The sequence below is a fragment of the Pedococcus soli genome (assembly GCF_054782575.1).
Window position 1 is genome coordinate 199,064 of the sequence record NZ_BAAGSF010000004.1, and the last position, 16,584, is coordinate 215,647.

Here is a 16,584-nt window from a genome sequence, read left to right on the forward strand (position 1 = left end):
AGAGCCCATGGACCCGCACCGCCCGCAGCCCGGTCGCCCGCAGCACCCGCTGGAGCAGGCGCTCTACGAGGTGAAGAAGACCATCGTCGGGCAGGACCTGCTGGTGGAGCGGATGCTCGTCGCCCTCCTCGCGCGTGGACACCTCCTCGTCGAGGGCGTCCCCGGGCTGGCCAAGACGATGGCGGTCAAGACGCTGGCGGAGGCGATCGGTGGGGAGTTCCAGCGGATCCAGTTCACCCCCGACCTCGTGCCGGCCGACGTCATCGGCACGCGGATCTACAACCAGAAGGAGGGCGAGTTCCAGGTCTCCCTCGGGCCGGTGTTCGCCAACCTCGTCCTCGCCGACGAGATCAACCGCGCGCCGGCGAAGGTCCAGAGCGCGCTGCTCGAGGTGATGCAGGAACGCCAGGTGACGATCGGCCGCGAGACCTTCAAGGCCCCGAACCCCTTCCTGGTCATGGCGACCCAGAACCCCATCGAGTCCGAGGGCACCTACGCGTTGCCGGAGGCGCAGGTCGACCGGTTCATGCTCAAGACGGTCATCGGGTACCCCACGCCCTCGGAGGAGTTCGTCGTCGTCGAGCGGATGACCACGCGGCTCGAACCGACCCAGCGGGTCCTCGACCCGGAGCGGCTCGTGGAGTACCAGCAGCAGGCAGACGCGGTCTACGTCGACCCCGCGGTCATCGAGTACGCGGTGCGGCTCGTCGGCGCGACCCGCAACCCGGCGTCGGTCGGGCTGCCCGAGCTGGCCAGGTACCTGTCGTTCGGGGCCAGCCCGCGCGCATCCATCAACCTCGTCCTCGCGGGCAAGGCGTTGTCGTTCCTGCGTGGTCGCGACTTCGCCCGACCCCAGGACGTGCGCGACCTCGCGTTCGACGTGATGCGGCACCGCCTCGTCCTGTCCTACGAGGCCCTGGCCGAGGGCATCGGACCGGACGACCTGCTCGAGCCCATCCTGCGCGCCGTCTCCATGCCCGACGTCCCGCTCCGGGACCGCCGCCCCCAGCAGACCGAGGCACCGTGGACCGCCGGGCCACGCTGACCGAGCCGGGGGCCACGGCCTCCCCGCTCACCGCCGAGCGACTGCTGCGGCGGTTGGAGTGGCGCGTCATCCGCCGGCTCGACGGCCGGTTGCAGGGCGACTACCGCACGCTGTTCCGCGGGTCCGGTGTCGACTTCACCGACCTTCGGGAGTACGCCCCCGGCGACGACCTGCGCCACATCGACTGGAACGTCACCGCGCGGATGGACACCCCGTACGTGCGCGAGTACATCGAGGACCGCGAGGTCACCTGCTGGCTGCTGCTCGACCGCACCGCGTCCATGGGGTTCGGCCCCGTCGACCGGCAGAAGTCGCTCGTGCTCGCCGAGGTCGCCACCACCCTGGCCCACGTCCTGTCCCGCGGCGGCAACCGGATCGGCGCGGCCCTGTTCGACGGCACCATCGCGACCATCCCTCCCGGCCAGGGACGCAACCAGGTCCTGCGGATCGCCCAGGCCCTGCTGCGCCCACCGCCGGCCGCCCCCGTCTCACGCACCGGTCGCACCGGCCGCCGCTGGGGCCGGTCCCACACGGAGGAACCGGCCACCCCCGGGACCACCGACCTGTCGGTGCTGCTGCGCGCCGCCCTCGGCCTGGCGCGTCGACGTTCGCTGCTGGTCATCGTCTCCGACTTCATCACCCAGCCGGGGTGGGAGAAGCACCTGTCGCTGCTGGCCCGACGGCACGACGTCGTCGCCATCCAGGTCGTCGACCCGCGCGAGTCCGAGCTGCCGGCGGTGGGGATGGTCTACGTCGAGGACTCCGAGACGGGAGAACAGATCTTCGTCGACACCGACGACCCGGTCTTCCGCGAGCGCCTGGCGGTCCTGGCCGCAGAACGCCAGGAGTCCCTCCAGGCCGCCGCCCGCAAGGCCGGCACCATGATCCACACCGTCGCCACCGACGACGACCTGGTCCGGGCCCTGGCCCGGATCTCCGCCCTGCGCAGGAGCCAGGGCCGATGAGCTTCACCTGGCCGTGGATGCTGCTGGGCCTGTTCGCGGTGCCCGCGCTCGTGGTCGCCTACCGGGCGCAGCAGCGCCGTCAGGACGCACGGCGCGACGAGCTGGCCGCGATGGGGCTGGTGCCCGTGGGCGGCATACCGACCGAGGCCGGCGCAGCCGGGCCGGGACAGGTATGGGGCGCAGCCGGTTCCCCGGCGCGGCGCCGCGACCGCCGGCGGCACCTGGCCCCGGCCCTCATGCTGGCAGCGCTCACGGTCCTGCTGGTCTCGCTGGCCCGGCCCACCGCCACCGTGGCCGAGCCCCGGCGGGAGGGGACGGTCATGCTGGCCTTCGACATCTCGACCAGCATGGCAGCCAAGGACATCTCCCCCACCCGGCTCGACGCCGCCAAGGCCGCCGCGCGGAAGTTCGTCGAGCGCCAGCCGTCGACGATCCGCATCGGGGTGGTCGCCTTCGGTGACAGCGCCCTGGTCTCCCAGCAGCCGACCGAGGACCGCACCGAGGTGCTCGCGGCGATCGACCGCCTCACGCCGCAGGGCGCCACCGCGGTGGGCCGGGGCATCGTGTCCTCGCTCAGCGCCATCGCAGGCAAGCCGATCGAGGTGGGGGCCACGCCCGGAGCCGGGGACGACGCCGACATCGGCTACTACGGCTCCGCGGCCATCGTGCTGCTCTCGGACGGCGAGAACACCACCGATCCCGACCCCCTCGAGATCGCCGACCTCGCCTCGAGCGCCGGCGTGAAGATCTACACGATCGGCGTGGGCAGCACCCGGGGCACGGTCCTGCAGGTGGACGGGTTCCAGATCTCCACCGCGCTGGATGAGGCATCGCTGCGCAAGATCTCCGAGACCACGGACGGCGCCTACTACGCCGCCGACGACGCCGCCTCCCTCTCGAAGGTCTACAGCTCCATCGACCTGGCGTGGACCGCGCGCACCCAGGAGCGCGAGGTGACGTCGTGGTTCGCCACGGCGGCGGCGATCCTGCTGCTGCTCGGCGCGGCCGTGTCGGTGCTCCGAGCAGGACGGGTGGTCTAGATGTCGTTCGCGATCCCCTACGCACTCGTCGCGCTCGTGACCGTGCCGCTGCTCGTCGGCCTCTACCTGTGGCAGCTGCGCCGACGTCGTCGGCAGGCGGTCGCCTTCTCGAGCGTCGCGCTGATCCGCGCGGCGCTGCCCAGGCAGCGGATGTGGCGTCGGCACGTGCCGATCGCCCTCGTCCTCGCCGCGCTCGCGGCCCTCGGCACGGCCGCCGCCCGGCCGCAGGTGCGCGCCGAGGTGCCCATCTCCTCCTCCGCGGTGATCCTCGCTGTGGACGTGTCAGGATCGATGTGCGCCACCGACGTCACCCCCAACCGGCTGGCGGCAGCCCAGGACGCGGTGCGCTCCTTCATCGACAAGCAGGACGACCGCACCCGGATCGGGCTCGTGGTGTTCTCGGGGTTCGCGCAGGTCGCGGTCGCACCGACGACCGACCACGACCAGCTCACGAAGGCCGTCGACGGCCTCACCACCGGACGCGGCACCACCATCGGCGCCGCCATCCTGAAGTCCATCGACGCCATCGCCGAGATCAACCCCCAGGTCGCCCCCGCAGACACCAGCGCGGGCGGCCAGGTGCCGGGGGTTCCGGGCGGGCTGCCCGGACAGCCCGGCACCCCCGGCAACCCGACGACCCCCACCCCGAAGGCGGCGCAGACCGCGCCCGAGATCGTCGTGCTGCTCACCGACGGGGCGAACACCCGCGGGGTCACCCCCGAGGACGCAGCGGCCCAGGCCGCCGCCCGAGGGGTGCGCGTCTACCCCATCGGGTTCGGCACGACCGAGCCCACGCAGATGGTCTGCACCCGCGAACAGCTCGGTGGCGGGCTGTACGACGGGCCCGGACAGGGGCTGAGCGGCATCGGTCCCGGAGGGCGCAACTTCCTCGTCGTCGACGAGGACGCCCTGCGCGCCGTGGCCTCGACGACGGGGGGCGAGTACTTCACCGCCAGTGACGCGGACCAGCTCCAGGGGGTGCTGGCGGACCTGCCCAAGCACGTGGTCACCCAGGAGCAGTCGGTCGACGTGAGCGTCGCGTTCGCGGCGATGGCCGCGGTGCTGCTCCTCGGCGGTCTGTGGCTCGGCAGCCGCTGGCGGTCCAACCCCAGCTGACCGACGTCAGGGGCAGGCGCGTGGGGAACCCTGGGCATTCTTCGCGTGGTCGATCAGCCAGGCCGCTCCGTCCCTCTTCATCGAGTAGGTGAGCGAGTAGATCGAGCAGGTCTGGCCGCGGTACCCGTCCTTGGCATCCTGCTCGGTCCGCAGGGCTGCTTCGACGACGGCTTCGTCACCGGAGACCTCGACCGATCCCACGGTCAGGTTGGTCCAGTACGACGACCCCAGCCCGGACTCCCAGGTGCTCAGGCTTCCGAGGTCACGCTTCAGGCGGGGGGTGAACAGCCCCCAGGCGATCTCGTAGTCGCCGTGGTTGATGCTCTCGCCGTGCAGCACGAGGGAGCGCGCGACATCCCCGGCCTCGGCGGAGTCGGGCACCACCTCGACCTCGAGGATGGAGCCCTGCGCCTCGGGGGCCTGGTTGTCACCGTCACATCCGCGTCCACCGTCCGGGGGCGTCAGGTCACGCCATTCGCGCAGGTGGGGGGCGAGCTGCGCCGCGGGCACCAGGAACCCGGTGCCCTCAACGGGATCGTCCTCGACGTTCCAGACCTGCTTGCCGGTGACGAGGCCGATGACAGACCCGTCACGGCCCAGCGCCGGACCGCCACTGTTGCCGCCGTTGATCGCGGCATCGGTGGCGATGAGTCCGGCCAGGTGGATGTCGACGTCGGAGTAGTCGGCTGACGCCTGCAGCCCGCTGACGATCCCTTGCGTGACGCGCAGGTCGCTCACGGCCTGCGGAAATCCCAGCAACGCGACCGGGGCGGCCAGCTGCGGCCCGACCGGTGCGAGCTTCAGCGGATGCTGGAGGTCCTCGGGCGACCAGAGGAGGGCTGAGTCCGAACCGCGGTCCAGGCCCACCACGTCGGCGGTCGTGTTGAAGCCGTCGCCCTGCACGCTGACGGTCTGCGCGTCGATCGCCACGTGGGCCGCCGTCATGATCTGGTGCGGCCCGACCACGAAGCCGGTCCCCATCCACCGCGCATCGCACGAGGCGACCTCGAGCCGGACCACGCCGGGCCGGGCATCGGCGACGAGCTTCGCCCAGTCGACGGGGCCGGCACTCTCGGCGCTGGTCGTGGACGTGGGCGTGGACACCGGTGTGGTGGTGGTTGGCGCTGTCGTGGTGGTCGGCGCAGTCGTGGTCGTGGACCCTGCCGAGGTGGCTGGACCCGGGTCGACCGGCGCCCCAGAACACGCCGCGACGGTGACGGCCAGCAGCCCTGTCACCGCGACCCGACCACGGACTCGAGTGCCCTGCATGGTGCCTCCCCAGTGACGCCGTGTGTCCCTTGTACTCCTGTGATGCCGTCCTGAACACCTACATCTGGCGGCTTTCCGGCGATTACGGGTGGTTCGCGCGCCGGGCAGGCCGAGTGGGGGCTCAGGCGCGGTGGCGTTCGGCGTGGGCGCGGACCTTGGAACGGTTGCCGCACCACTGCATGCTGCACCACCGCCGACGACCCCTCGGGTCGAGGAAGACCCATCCACAACCGTCCCCCGGGCAGGCGCCGACGGCTGACAGGTCCTCCTGGGTGAGGAGCTCCGACGCGGCCCACGCGACCGCCAGGAGGGGGCGCTCGAGCCCGCCCCCGACGGACCACCGTGGTGCCGGTCCCGGGCCGGGAACCAGCTCGGCCCGGGCGGCGGCCCTGCTGACCACGCCGTTGACACGGCGCAGAGCACGACTGTCCGCCGGGTCGAGGACCAGTGCGCGCAGGTCGGCGCGAAATCGCTTGGCGTCCTTGAGGATCGCGTCGCCCTCGGCCTTCCGGCTGGCCGCCCGACGACGCAGCGCCGTGGCCGCGTCCGCCTCGAGGAGCCCTGACACCGAAGCCCAGACGGCGAGGTGGTCGTAGGTCTTCAGGTAGTCGCTGGGCTCCGCCTCCGCCCACCCGGCCAGCGTGTTGACGAAGTCGAGCCCGGGGTGTCCGCCGACGGCCCGGGGCAGGGCGAGTCCGTCCACCACGAACCAGTGGCCGCCCTTGACCTCGGCGGAGGTCACCGCTTGACTGCTAACCATTCAAAGCATGTTATCTGGTTAGGAGACGATCATGCGACGACTCGCCGCAACCCCCGCCGCCCTGCTGGCGACCACCGCCGTCCTCGGGTTCGGGAGCACCCCGGCTGCCGCGGGCGGGACCGGAAGTCCTTGGACCCCATACCGGTCCAGCGACGTGACCGTCACGGCAGCTCGCTCGACGTGCGCGTTCGACGTGCGGATCTCCGTCGTCGAGGACGACGAGGAGTACCGCACCACGGCGACGTACCCCGACGGCACGCCCAGGGAGCAGCTGTTCCGCGGCACCCTCGTCGAGCGCTACACGAACCTGTCGACCGGGGGATCGGTCGTCCGGGACCTCAGCGCCACGGCGGTGTTCGCCTACAACCCGGACGGGTCGCCCGCGTCGCTCACGTCGCTCAAGGGGCCGTTCGGGGCGACGCTGCCTGCCGGGAGCACCCCGGCGACCGGGCTGTTCGTGCTGTCGGGCAAGGGAACCCGCGTGACCTTCGCCGCCGACGGGACGCGCAGCTTCACCCTCGGCCGGCACGGCAGCGCCGAGAACGTCTGCGACGCCCTCGACTGACGCGGAGCAGGGTCAGCGGCGGCGCTGGCAGCGACCGCACCAGAACAGGTTGCGGCCCGCCACCTCACGGGTCCGGATGCGCGACCCGCACACCAGGCACGGCTCACCCTGCCGCTTGTACACGTAGGAGGTCCGGGTCTGGAGCGGGTCGACCCGGCCGGCTGCCACCTCGGCGCGCACCTGCTCGACCTGTTCCGCGACCGTGACGATCTTCCCCGTCGCCACCCCCAGCGGCAGCAGGTCGACCAGGTCGAGCCAGATGGCGTCCCAGCTCGAGCGGCGCAGCTCCTTCCCGGGCCGGAAGGGGTCGATGCGCTGCCGGAAGAGGACCTCGCTGCGGTAGACGTTGCCGACCCCGGCCAGCACCGCCTGGTCCATGAGCAGCTCGGCCACCGACCGGGCGCTGCGCGAGATCTTGCGCCAGGCCAGCTCCGGGTCGGGCTCGGGTCGCAACGGGTCCGGCCCGAGCCGGGCCGTGACCGACTCGACCTGCTCCGGCGTGATCACGGCACACAGGTTGGGGCCGCGCAGGTCGGCGACGTGCGCGTCGTTCGCGAGGCGCAGGCGCACCTGGCCGACCACAGGCACCTCCCCGATGTAGGCGTGCTCGTCGATCGTGAACGTCCCGATCAGCCCGAGGTGGACGTGCAGCCAGGCGTCACCGTCGAACTCGACGAACAGGTGCTTGCCCCACGAGGTCGCGTGGACGAAGGTGCGGCCCGACAGCAGGGCGGCACCGGCGGCGAACTTGCCCTGCGGGCTGCTCGCCTCGGGCTGCGTTCCCCTGTATGCGGTGTCGAGGTCTCGGGCGAGGCGGTACAGCGTGTGGCCTTCGGGCATGGGGCCATCATGCGGCACTCCTACACTGCGGGCATGGCAGCCACCCAGACCCGGCTTCTGGTGCTCGGCGCCGTCGCCCTCTTCGAGCCGGTCAACGGCTACCAGATCCGCCGCGAGCTGCTGTCGTGGGACGTCGAGCAGTGGGCGCACATCAACCCCGGCTCCATCTACTCCGCCCTCACCACCCTGACCAAGCAGCAGCACCTCGTCCGCCACGACCTCGTCGACGGCGGGCGCACCGTCGCCGTCTACACGGTGTCGCCGGCCGGTCGCGCCGAGCTGGACCGCCTCTTCGGGGAGGCCCTGGAGACGGTCGACGCCTACGACTCGATCGGCCTCCAGACCGCGCTGAGCATGAGCGTGCTCGTCCCCCGCCCGATCGTCCTGGGCCACCTCGAGAAGCGGCTCGCGACCCTGGGCGCGATGCGCGAGAAGATGGCCGCCGACGCCGCGCAGGCCGCAGCGGGCGACTCCCTGCCGCCGCACGTCGTCGCCCTGGTGGACCTCTGGAGCCGCCTCGCGGCCACGCAGCACGACTGGTTGGACGAGACCGTCCGGCGGGTGCGGGCCGGCGACTTCGCGTATGCCGGGGAGCCGATGGGGTGGCAGCCCGCCGCCGACGACCCCGGCTGGCAGATGCAGGCCGACCGCGAGCGCTACCGGGCGATGCTGGCCGAGTAGGCCTCCACCCTCTCTGCGCACCCGTCAGCGATGAGTTCCTGTCGGTGCCGGGGTCTACGTTGCGGTGCGCGCCGTCGGGTCGTCCTCCGATCCGGGCGGCCAGCGCTGTTGACGGGCACTATTCAATGTTGAACACTGGTCAGGTCGCGCGGGACCACCGACCCACGCGGCCGACAGATCAAGGGAGCGGCAGATGATCCACGCACGGGGGCTCGTGCAGACCTTCCAGACACGGGAGGGCAAGAAGAAGACCGAGGTGCGCGCCGTCGACGGCGTCGACCTCGACGTCGCGGAGGGGGAGGTCGTCGGCTTCCTCGGTCCGAACGGCGCCGGCAAGACCACGACGCTGCGCATGCTGACCACGCTGCTGCGCCCGACCGAGGGCACGGCGACGGTCGCGGGGTACGACGTCGTCAAGGACTCCGAGCAGGTGCGCCGCAGCATCGGCTACGTCTCGCAGGCGGGCGGCGCCTTCAGCGGCGCGCGCGCGGGCGACGAGGTCGTCGACCACGGGATGCTCTACGGGATGAAGGGCGCCGAGGCCGAGCGTCGGGGCAAGGAGCTGTTCACCCAGCTCGACCTCGACGGCCTGTGGACCCGGATGCCCAAGAACATGTCCGGTGGCCAGCGACGGCGGCTCGACATCGTCATGGGCCTGATCCACGAGCCCACGCTCGTCTTCCTCGACGAGCCCACCACGGGCCTGGACCCGCAGGCGCGGGCCAACCTCTGGGAGCACATCGCCGACCTGCGTCGCCGCCGAGGGGCCACGGTGTTCCTCACCACGCACTACCTCGACGAGGCCGACGCCCTGAGCGACCGGATCATCATCATCGACCACGGCAGGATCGTGGCGGCCGACACCTCCGACAACCTCAAGGCCCAGGTGGCCGGCGACCTGGTCGATCTCGAGGTCTCCGACGCCGAGCTGGTCACCGCGGCGGCCCAGCGCCTCGACTCCATCGCCGAGGCACCCCGGCACGTGCTGCAGGGCGTCGAGATCGAGGGCAACCACGTCCGCGGACGGGTCCAGCGCGCCGGCAAGGCCGTCCCCGGCCTGCTCCGCGACCTGCACGACGCCGACATCTCGCTGGAGTCCATCGAGGTGCACCGCCCGACCCTGGACGACGTGTTCCTCACCCTGACCGGACGCTCGCTGCGCGACGCCGCCGACACCAGTCCCGCCGGAGCACCCGGCGCCACGACGAAGGAGAACTGACATGCGGTTCTGGCGCGAGTCCTACATCGTGTTCCGGCGACAGCTGCGGATGAACCTGCGCAACCCTGCGTGGGTGATCATCGGGCTCCTCCAGCCGATCCTCTACCTGCTGCTCTTCGGGCCGCTGCTCAAGCCGCTCATCAAGCAGTTCGGCGCGACGAACGCCTACACGTTCTTCGTGCCCGGGATGCTCGTGCAGCTGGGCATCTTCGGGGCCTTCTTCGCCGGCTTCAGCCTCATCGGCGAGTGGCGCGAAGGGGTCATCGAAGCCGAGCGGGTCACCCCGGCGAGCCGGACGGCCCTGCTGGTCGGGCGCCTCATCCGCGACATCCTCCAGCTCTTCGTGCAGGCCCTGATCCTCGTGGCGCTCGGCTACGCCATGGGGATGCGCGGGTCCGCCGGCGGGATCGTCTTCGGCATCCTGCTCACCCTGCTGGTCGGTGGCGCCTGCGCCGCGGCCTCCAACGCCCTGGCGCTGACCACCAAGAGCGAGGACGTGATGGCCCCCGTCATCAACATGGTGATGATGCCCGTCCTGCTGCTGTCCGGCATCCTCCTGCCGATGACGATCGGCCCGAAGTGGCTGCTCGACATCTCGGCCTGGATGCCGTTCCGGTGGGTCGTCGACGCGGTCCGCACGGCCTTCTCGGGCGACTTCGCCTCGTCGCCGATGATCTGGGGCACCGTGTGGGCAGCAGTCCTCTTCGTGCTGGCAGTGGCGTGGGGGACGTCCACCTTCCGCAAGGAGAACGCCTAGCCCGCCGGGGCGCCGTCGTCAGTCGGCGACGACGGTGCCCTGGTGGTGGCGCACCTGCCACCGGCCGGCCTCCCGCAGCCAGACCGAGCTGCGGTGGGCGCGACGGGTCGGGGTGACCGAGTCGTAGGTGACGAGGACGACGCCCGGGCCGAGCCCGGTGGTCACGAGGTCGACGGCCTTGACGTCCACCGGGCCCTCGGCTGCCTCGGCCTCCATCATGTCGAGGACCGACTCGCGGTCCCACACCACACCCGAGGCACCGAACTCGTGGAAGTCCCTGTGCAGCAACAAGGTCGCCGAGGTCCGGTCACCCCGCACCGCCCCACGCAGCAGGGCCAGCTCGCAGTCCTTGACGATGTCGCAGTCGTCCTGCGTGGGCATCTCTGCCGTGGTGGAGGTGGGCACGTCAGCTGGCCTTCTTCGCGGTCTTCTTGGCGGCGGCCTTCTTCGTCGTGGACTTCGCCGCGGTGGACTTCGACGCGGACTTGGACGCCGCCTTCTTCGTCGCGGGCGCGTCGTCGGACGTCGACTCGCCGCGCGCCGCCTTCGCCTTGTCGACCGAGCGCTTGAGCGCGGCCAGCAGGTCGACGACCTCCCCCGACTCGTCCTTGGACTCCTCGGCGACCTGGACCTCGCCACCCTCGACCTTCGCCTTGACCAGCGACTGCAGGGCGGTGGCGTAGTCGTCCTCGTAGTCGTCGGGCACGTAGTCGCCGGCGAGCTGCTCGATGAGCAGGTCGGCCATGGCCAGCTCCTGCTTGGTCGCCTTCCCGTCGTCGTCCAGGTGGGCGAAGTCCGGCTTGCGGATCTCGTCGGGCCACAGCATGGTCTGCATGACGATCACGCCGTCGCGCACGCGCAGCACCGCCATCGTCATCCGCGTGCGGATGGAGACGGAGACGACCGCCATGCGGTTCTCCTTCTCCAGGGCGTCGCGCAGCAGGACGTACGGCTTGGTCGAGGCCTTGTCCGGCTCGAGGTAGTAGCACTTGTCCAGGAGCATCGGGTCGATCTGGTCGGCGGGCACGAACTTCTCGACCGCGATCTCCTTGGAGCTCTTGGACGGCAGGTCCTTGAAGTCCTCGTCGGTGAGCACGACCATGTCGCCGTCCTCGGTCTCGTACCCCTTGGCGATGTCGTCGTAGGACACGATCTCGCCGTCGATGCTGCAGATCCGCTGGTACTTGATGCGACCGCCGTCCTCGCGGTGCACCTGGCGGAACTGGACGTCGTGGTTCTCCGTCGCCGAGTACAGCCGGATCGGCACGTTGACCAGGCCGAACGACACGGCGCCCTTCCAGATCGCTCGCATGCCACACGCTCCTTGTCCCCGGTTGCCTTCCACGGCAAAGCCTATGCGTCAGGATGGCCCCATGCGCCCCATGCTGGCCAGCCCGGCCACCGCGATCCCCCAGGGCGACGGCTGGGTCCACGAGGTCAAGTGGGACGGCATGCGGGTGCTCGCCGACATCCGGGACGGTCACCTCACCCTGACGTCGCGCACCGGCAACGACGTCACGGCCAGCTACCCCGAGCTCGCCCCGCTCGCCGAGGCGTACGACGACATGCTCCTCGACGGGGAGGTGGTGGCCCTCGACGGCGGCCGCCCGTCGTTCGGCGCCCTCGCCGAGCGCATGCACGTGCGTGACCGGCGCAAGGCCGAACGCCTGGCCGCGGTGCGGCCGGTGACCCTCATGGTGTTCGACCTCTTGCGCCTGTACGGCTCGGACCTCACCTCGCAGCCGCTGTCGGCCCGCCGGGACCTGCTGGAGCGGCTCGACCTCGCCGGCCGGCACTGGCAGGTGCCGCCCGTCTACGACGACGGCGAGGAGCTGTTCTCCGCGACCCTGGAGCAGGGGCTCGAGGGGGTCGTGAGCAAGCGGCTCTCCGCGCCGTACCTGCCGGGTCGGCGGTCCACCGACTGGCTCAAGTCACCCCACAAGCTCACCGTCTCGGCCGTGGTCGGCGGGTGGCGCCCGGAGGTCGGCACGACCGACCGCCTCGGCGCGGTCCTGCTGGGCGTGCCCTCCCCCCAGGGATGGAGGTATGCCGGGCGGATGGGTTCGGGGATCGCCGGCAGGGCCCAGCGCCAGCTGGCCGAGGTGCTGGCGCCGCTGGCGCGCGAGACGTCGCCGTTCGTCACGCAGGTTCCCCGGATCGATGCCGACGGCGCGTTCTGGGTCGAGCCGCGGGTCGTCGTCGAGGCCCGGACGCTGGAGGTGACCAGGGACGGTCGGCTGCGACAGCCGGCCTACCTCGGGGTCCGGACCGACCTGACCCCGGAGGACCTGCTCTCCGAGGTTGCCGGGGCCGACGAGGAGGCCGGTGATGTCTGAGTCGACCTCCGTCGTCGTGGAGGGCCGCAAGCTCAAGCTGACCAGCCTCGACAAGCTGCTGTTCCCCTCCACCGAGACGACCAAGGGCGAGGTGCTCAACTACTACGCGCAGGTCGCCGACGTCCTGCTTCCCCACCTCGCGTCACGGCCGCTGACCCGCGTGCGCTGGCCGCACGGCACCGGCGACCAGAGCTTCTTCGAGAAGAACCTCCCGTCGGGCGCTCCCTCGTGGCTGCCCCGGGTGCGGATCGACGACGTGACCTATCCCCTCGTCGAGGACCTGGCCCAGCTCACCTACCTGGTCAACCTCAACTCCATCGAGCTGCACGTGCCGCAGTGGAGGATCGACGAGGACGGGAACCGCCTGCACCCCGACCGGCTGGTCATCGACCTCGACCCGGGCACGGGTGCCGGCCTGCGCGAGTGCGCACAGGTCGCCGTGATGGTGCGCGACCGGCTCTCCGAGCTCGGCCTGGAGCTGTTCCCCGTCACCAGCGGGAGCAAGGGGATGCAGCTGTATGCCGGCCTGCCGGGCGACCTCTCGTCCGACCAGACCCGCGACCTCGCCCAGCAGCTCGCCCAGGAGCTGACGAAGAAGCACCCCGACCTGGTCGTCTGGAAGATGACCAAGTCGCTGCGCCCCGGGAAGATCTTCCTCGACTGGAGCCAGAACGTCGCCGCCAAGACGACGATCTGCCCGTACTCGTTGCGAGGCAAGGAGACCCCCACCGTCGCGGCGCCTCGCACGTGGGACGAGGTCGAGGCCGGGGCGGCCGGGAAGAAGCTCGAGCAGCTGATGTTCGACGAGGTCCTCGACCGGCTCGATGCCGACGGCGACCTCGTGGCCGACCTCCTCTGACGGCCGACGAGCTTGACCGGTCTCGCCGGGGGTCAGGTGAGGGCGAGCACCAGCGCGCCCAGGACGAGCACCACCACCGCCAGGCCGGCGGGCGGTCGCACGAACCGCGCCACGCGCAGGACGGCCCGGTCAGCGGCGGCGGAGCCTCGGGCAGCCGGCGCACTCGTGGGTGCCGGGCACGGCATACAGGTAGCAGCACGAGTCGCGCTCCACCGGAGGCAGGCGACGCACCCTCGCCACGGACATCTCCCAGAGGTCCTCGACCATGGCGAGGCGCTGGTGGCGGCCGAGGTTGACCCCCGGGCGGAAGTTCGCGGCGAGCTCACGCCCCGCATCGAGGTAGGCGGCCCTGGCGGACTCGAGCCGCTGCCCCGGGTCCGCGACGAGCGCACCGGCGGAGCGGACCTGGAGGGTCGTCGGGTAGGCCGCCGACGGCTCGACGGCGAAGCTCAGCCCGATGGTGCGGGGGTCCAGGGACCACGGGCCGAACAGGGCGGCCGTGGCCGTGAGCGCGGCCGGCAGCTCGAGGCACCACTGGAGGACGAAGGCGGCCGGCATCGCGGGCGGCGGAGGGCTGCGGTAGTAGCGCTCGGTCGCCGCGGAGAACGCCGCCCGCCACCGCGCCGTGGGATCACCCGGTCCCGCCGCGGCCAGGTGCGACCACACGAGGGGAAGGTCGGGGGAATTGTCGTCGGCCGCGACGACCTGCCACAACAGGTGCGGCTGGACGACGCGCACGAGGGCGCTCAGGGATTCATCCACGGCATCGCTGCAGGTCACGAGGCCAGCGGGTGGAATTTCCGGGCCGACCCCGAAAATGCCACCCGCTGGAAAAGGACCACGCAAACGGCCCGGTCACTGGACCAGGATTCAGTGCGCCTTGTCGTAGGCGGCCTGGACCTCGGCCGAGATGCGCCCGCGCTCGCTGACCTTGTGGCCATTCTTGCGGGCCCATTCGCGGACGTCCCCGAGGTCGCGCTTGGCACCAGCGGGACGGGCTGCGGTGCGGGGGCTGGTCGTGCGACGGCCCGCGGAGCGACGGCCGTGCCCGACGTAGGGGGCGAGCGCTTCGCGCAGGGCGGTGGCGTTCGCGGCGGTGAGGTCGATCTCGTACGTGACGCCGTCGAGGGCGAAGGTCACCGTCTCGTCGGCCGGGCTTCCGTCGAGGTCGTCCTCGAGAACGATGTTGACGCGTTGTGCCATGGCGAATTCCTCTCGGGGTTCGGTGCAGGGGTTTGCACCTGAAAGTATTCGCTATTCCCGCTCAAGGCAAAAGACGACCCTCAGCGAGAATTGTCGACATCTGTCGCGGGAGCTGAATTGTCGGCATTCTCCGCGTGCGCCTTCTCCCACTGGGAATGCGCGAGACGTTCCTTTCTGTCCCCCTCGATCATGTTCTTGATGACGAGGTAGAAGAGGAATCCGACCCCTGCGGACGGAATGAGTGCCGCGACGTAGGGCCAGATGTTCATCGGGAGACCTCGGGCTTCAGGTGGGGAAAGAGAATGGTCTCGCGGATGTTCGCGTCGGTGAAGAGCATGACCAGCCGGTCGACACCGAACCCGAGGCCACCCATGGGCGGGGCGCCGTACTCGAGGGCACGCAGGAAGTCCTCGTCGAGCTGCATCGCCTCCGGGTCGCCACCGGCCGCCTTGATGGACTGGGCCGTGAGCACCTCGCGCTGCACGACGGGGTCGACGAGCTCGGAGAACCCGGTGCCGCGCTCGACGCCACCGATGATGAGGTCCCAGGCCTCGATCAGCCCGGGCTCGCTGCGGTGCGGGCGCGCCAGCGGCTGCGCCACCGCCGGGTAGTCGCACAGGAACGTGGGCTGCAGCAGGCCGGGCTCGACCAGCTCGCCGAGCAGCTCGAGGAACACCTTGTCCTTGTCCCAGGCCGGGTCGATCGCGACGTCGTGCTTCGCGGCATACCCGCGCAGGGTCTCCACGTCGGTGTCGAGGGTGACGGTCTCGCCGACCGCCTCGGACACTCCTTGGTAGACGGGCAGCCAGCGCCACTCACCGTCGAGGTCGATGGTGCCGGCCGCGGTCTCGACCTGCCGGGAGCCCAGGGAGTCGGCGACCCCGACGAAGATGTCGCGCATCAGCGCCGCGATCGTCGTCTGGTCGCCGTACGCCTGGTAGGCCTCGAGCATCGTGAACTCGGGGCTGTGCGTGGCGTCGACGCCCTCGTTGCGGAAGATGCGGCCCATCTCGTAGACGCGGTCCACCCCGCCGACGACGGCCTTCTTCAGGTTGAGCTCCAACGCGATCCGGAGGGTCATCTCCTGGTCGAACGCGTTCATGTGGGTCTTGAACGGACGGGCGGCGGCGCCGCCGTGGACGAGCTGGATGATCGGCGTCTCGACCTCGAGGTACCCCTGGCCCTCCAGCACGTGGCGGATCGAGGAGAGCACCTGCGCCTTGGTGCGGACCATGTCGCGAGCCTCCTGCCGCACGATGAGGTCGGCGTACCGCTGACGCACCCGCGCCTCCTCGGACAGGTCCTTGTGCAGCACCGGCAGCGGGCGCAGCGCCTTGGACGCCATCTCCCAGCTGGTCGCCATGACCGACAGCTCGCCGCGGCGGCTGCTGATGACGCGCCCCTCGACGAACACGTGGTCACCGAGGTCGACGGTCGACTTCCACTCCGCGAGCGCCTCCTCGCCGACCTCGGCGAGGCTGAGCATGACCTGCAGACGAGTCCCGATCCCTTCCTGGAGGGTGGCGAACGCCAGCTTGCCGGTGTTGCGGACGAAGATCACGCGGCCCGCGACCCCGACGACGTCCTGGGTTTCCTCACCGGTCTCGAGGTGGCCCCACTGGTCGCGCACCTCGCCGAGCGAGTGGGTCCGCGGCACCGTGACCGGGAAGGCCTGCTTGCCCTGCGCCAGCAGCCGGTCGCGCTTGTCCCGACGGACCTGCATCTGCTCGGGCAGGTCGGTCTCGGGAGCGGCGGCGTCGGTGGGGTTGGCGGTGGTGGCGCTGGGGGTTTCACTCACCAGCAAAGGGTACCCAGCGCCATACCCGGTCCCTGCACCCCGCCCGGCGTCCGCCCCGCTTCCCCGCAAAGCGGGTGTCCTTCGGGGAAACCATGGGAAATAAGTGCCGGTTCACCGAACGACACCCGCTT

At 71.0% G+C, this 16,584-nt stretch carries 19 protein-coding genes; 10 read left to right on the forward strand and 9 right to left on the reverse strand.

Annotated features, from left to right (window positions below):
* Positions 1–7: 7 nt before the first annotated feature.
* The 4 genes from ACYVKF_RS06955 to ACYVKF_RS06970 are packed head-to-tail and all read left to right on the forward strand — an operon-like array spanning position 8 to position 4,166.
* Positions 8–1,045 (forward strand): AAA family ATPase, encoded by a 1,038-nt coding sequence (locus tag ACYVKF_RS06955; RefSeq protein WP_056915638.1) that lies wholly within the window; start codon positions 8–10, stop codon positions 1,043–1,045.
* Positions 1,024–2,010, forward strand: coding sequence for a DUF58 domain-containing protein (locus ACYVKF_RS06960; RefSeq protein WP_460965792.1), 987 nt, complete (start codon positions 1,024–1,026; stop codon positions 2,008–2,010). The genes ACYVKF_RS06955 and ACYVKF_RS06960 overlap by 22 nt, the downstream gene beginning before the upstream one ends.
* On the forward strand, positions 2,007–3,050 hold the full coding sequence (locus ACYVKF_RS06965; RefSeq protein WP_460965794.1) for a VWA domain-containing protein: 1,044 nt from the start codon (positions 2,007–2,009) through the stop codon (positions 3,048–3,050). Before ACYVKF_RS06960 ends, ACYVKF_RS06965 begins: the two co-directional genes overlap by 4 nt.
* Positions 3,051–4,166, forward strand: coding sequence for a VWA domain-containing protein (locus tag ACYVKF_RS06970; protein WP_460965796.1), 1,116 nt, complete (start codon positions 3,051–3,053; stop codon positions 4,164–4,166).
* A 6-nt stretch (positions 4,167–4,172) separates the two neighbouring features.
* Here the strand turns inward: ACYVKF_RS06970 and ACYVKF_RS06975 are convergent, their stop codons facing one another.
* The gene (locus ACYVKF_RS06975; RefSeq protein ID WP_460965798.1) at positions 4,173–5,270 is read right to left on the reverse strand and encodes a S1C family serine protease; all 1,098 of its coding nucleotides are present in this window, start codon (positions 5,268–5,270) and stop codon (positions 4,173–4,175) included.
* Between the two features lie 286 nt (positions 5,271–5,556).
* On the reverse strand, positions 5,557–6,195 hold the full coding sequence (locus ACYVKF_RS06980) for a CGNR zinc finger domain-containing protein (RefSeq protein ID WP_460965800.1): 639 nt from the start codon (positions 6,193–6,195) through the stop codon (positions 5,557–5,559).
* 31 nt (positions 6,196–6,226) lie between these two features.
* Between ACYVKF_RS06980 and ACYVKF_RS06985 the strand changes: the two genes are divergently transcribed.
* Positions 6,227–6,760, forward strand: coding sequence for a hypothetical protein (locus ACYVKF_RS06985; protein WP_460965802.1), 534 nt, complete (start codon positions 6,227–6,229; stop codon positions 6,758–6,760).
* A gap of 12 nt (positions 6,761–6,772) precedes the next feature.
* Here the strand turns inward: ACYVKF_RS06985 and ACYVKF_RS06990 are convergent, their stop codons facing one another.
* Positions 6,773–7,600: an Fpg/Nei family DNA glycosylase gene (locus tag ACYVKF_RS06990; protein WP_460965804.1), complete on the reverse strand. Its 828-nt coding sequence runs from the start codon at positions 7,598–7,600 to the stop codon at positions 6,773–6,775.
* Positions 7,601–7,633: 33 nt separating this feature from the next.
* On the opposite strand from ACYVKF_RS06990, the gene ACYVKF_RS06995 reads away from it, so the two are divergent.
* The 3 genes from ACYVKF_RS06995 to ACYVKF_RS07005 all read left to right on the forward strand — a co-directional run bounded on the left by ACYVKF_RS06995 (position 7,634) and on the right by ACYVKF_RS07005 (position 10,257).
* Entirely contained in the window at positions 7,634–8,281 is a 648-nt protein-coding gene (locus ACYVKF_RS06995; protein ID WP_460965806.1) for a PadR family transcriptional regulator, read from the forward strand.
* Positions 8,282–8,474: 193 nt separating this feature from the next.
* Positions 8,475–9,500 carry an ATP-binding cassette domain-containing protein gene (locus ACYVKF_RS07000; RefSeq protein ID WP_460965808.1) on the forward strand — a complete coding sequence of 342 codons (1,026 nt, stop codon included), beginning with the start codon at positions 8,475–8,477 and terminating at the stop codon, positions 9,498–9,500.
* A 1-nt stretch (position 9,501) separates the two neighbouring features.
* On the forward strand, positions 9,502–10,257 hold the full coding sequence (locus ACYVKF_RS07005; RefSeq protein ID WP_056915647.1) for an ABC transporter permease: 756 nt from the start codon (positions 9,502–9,504) through the stop codon (positions 10,255–10,257).
* Positions 10,258–10,275: 18 nt separating this feature from the next.
* Here the strand turns inward: ACYVKF_RS07005 and ACYVKF_RS07010 are convergent, their stop codons facing one another.
* Together ACYVKF_RS07010 and ku are read right to left on the reverse strand one after the other, a co-directional pair.
* Positions 10,276–10,662 carry a nuclear transport factor 2 family protein gene (locus tag ACYVKF_RS07010; RefSeq protein WP_460965809.1) on the reverse strand — a complete coding sequence of 129 codons (387 nt, stop codon included), beginning with the start codon at positions 10,660–10,662 and terminating at the stop codon, positions 10,276–10,278.
* A 1-nt stretch (position 10,663) separates the two neighbouring features.
* Positions 10,664–11,569 (reverse strand): non-homologous end joining protein Ku, encoded by a 906-nt coding sequence (ku, locus tag ACYVKF_RS07015; RefSeq protein WP_056915649.1) that lies wholly within the window; start codon positions 11,567–11,569, stop codon positions 10,664–10,666.
* Between the two features lie 61 nt (positions 11,570–11,630).
* On the opposite strand from ku, the gene ligD (ACYVKF_RS07020) reads away from it, so the two are divergent.
* The gene (gene ligD / locus ACYVKF_RS07020) at positions 11,631–12,593 is read left to right on the forward strand and encodes a non-homologous end-joining DNA ligase (RefSeq protein WP_460965812.1); all 963 of its coding nucleotides are present in this window, start codon (positions 11,631–11,633) and stop codon (positions 12,591–12,593) included.
* Positions 12,586–13,452, forward strand: a complete 867-nt coding sequence (gene ligD / locus ACYVKF_RS07025; RefSeq protein WP_056915651.1) for a non-homologous end-joining DNA ligase — start codon at positions 12,586–12,588, stop codon at positions 13,450–13,452. The genes ligD (ACYVKF_RS07020) and ligD (ACYVKF_RS07025) overlap by 8 nt, the downstream gene beginning before the upstream one ends.
* Before the next feature lie 129 nt (positions 13,453–13,581).
* Here ligD (ACYVKF_RS07025) and ACYVKF_RS07030 read toward each other — a convergent pair whose 3' ends face one another.
* The 4 genes from ACYVKF_RS07030 to lysS all read right to left on the reverse strand — a co-directional run bounded on the left by ACYVKF_RS07030 (position 13,582) and on the right by lysS (position 16,378).
* Complete coding sequence (locus ACYVKF_RS07030; RefSeq protein ID WP_460965814.1) at positions 13,582–14,214, reverse strand: hypothetical protein; 633 nt, start codon at positions 14,212–14,214, stop codon at positions 13,582–13,584.
* Positions 14,215–14,322: 108 nt separating this feature from the next.
* Positions 14,323–14,655, reverse strand: a complete 333-nt coding sequence (locus tag ACYVKF_RS07035) for a histone-like nucleoid-structuring protein Lsr2 (RefSeq protein WP_056915653.1) — start codon at positions 14,653–14,655, stop codon at positions 14,323–14,325.
* A gap of 80 nt (positions 14,656–14,735) precedes the next feature.
* Positions 14,736–14,924, reverse strand: coding sequence for a hypothetical protein (locus ACYVKF_RS07040; RefSeq protein ID WP_056915654.1), 189 nt, complete (start codon positions 14,922–14,924; stop codon positions 14,736–14,738).
* Positions 14,921–16,378 carry a lysine--tRNA ligase gene (lysS, locus tag ACYVKF_RS07045; RefSeq protein WP_082553478.1) on the reverse strand — a complete coding sequence of 486 codons (1,458 nt, stop codon included), beginning with the start codon at positions 16,376–16,378 and terminating at the stop codon, positions 14,921–14,923. Before lysS ends, ACYVKF_RS07040 begins: the two co-directional genes overlap by 4 nt.
* Positions 16,379–16,584 lie beyond the last annotated feature (206 nt).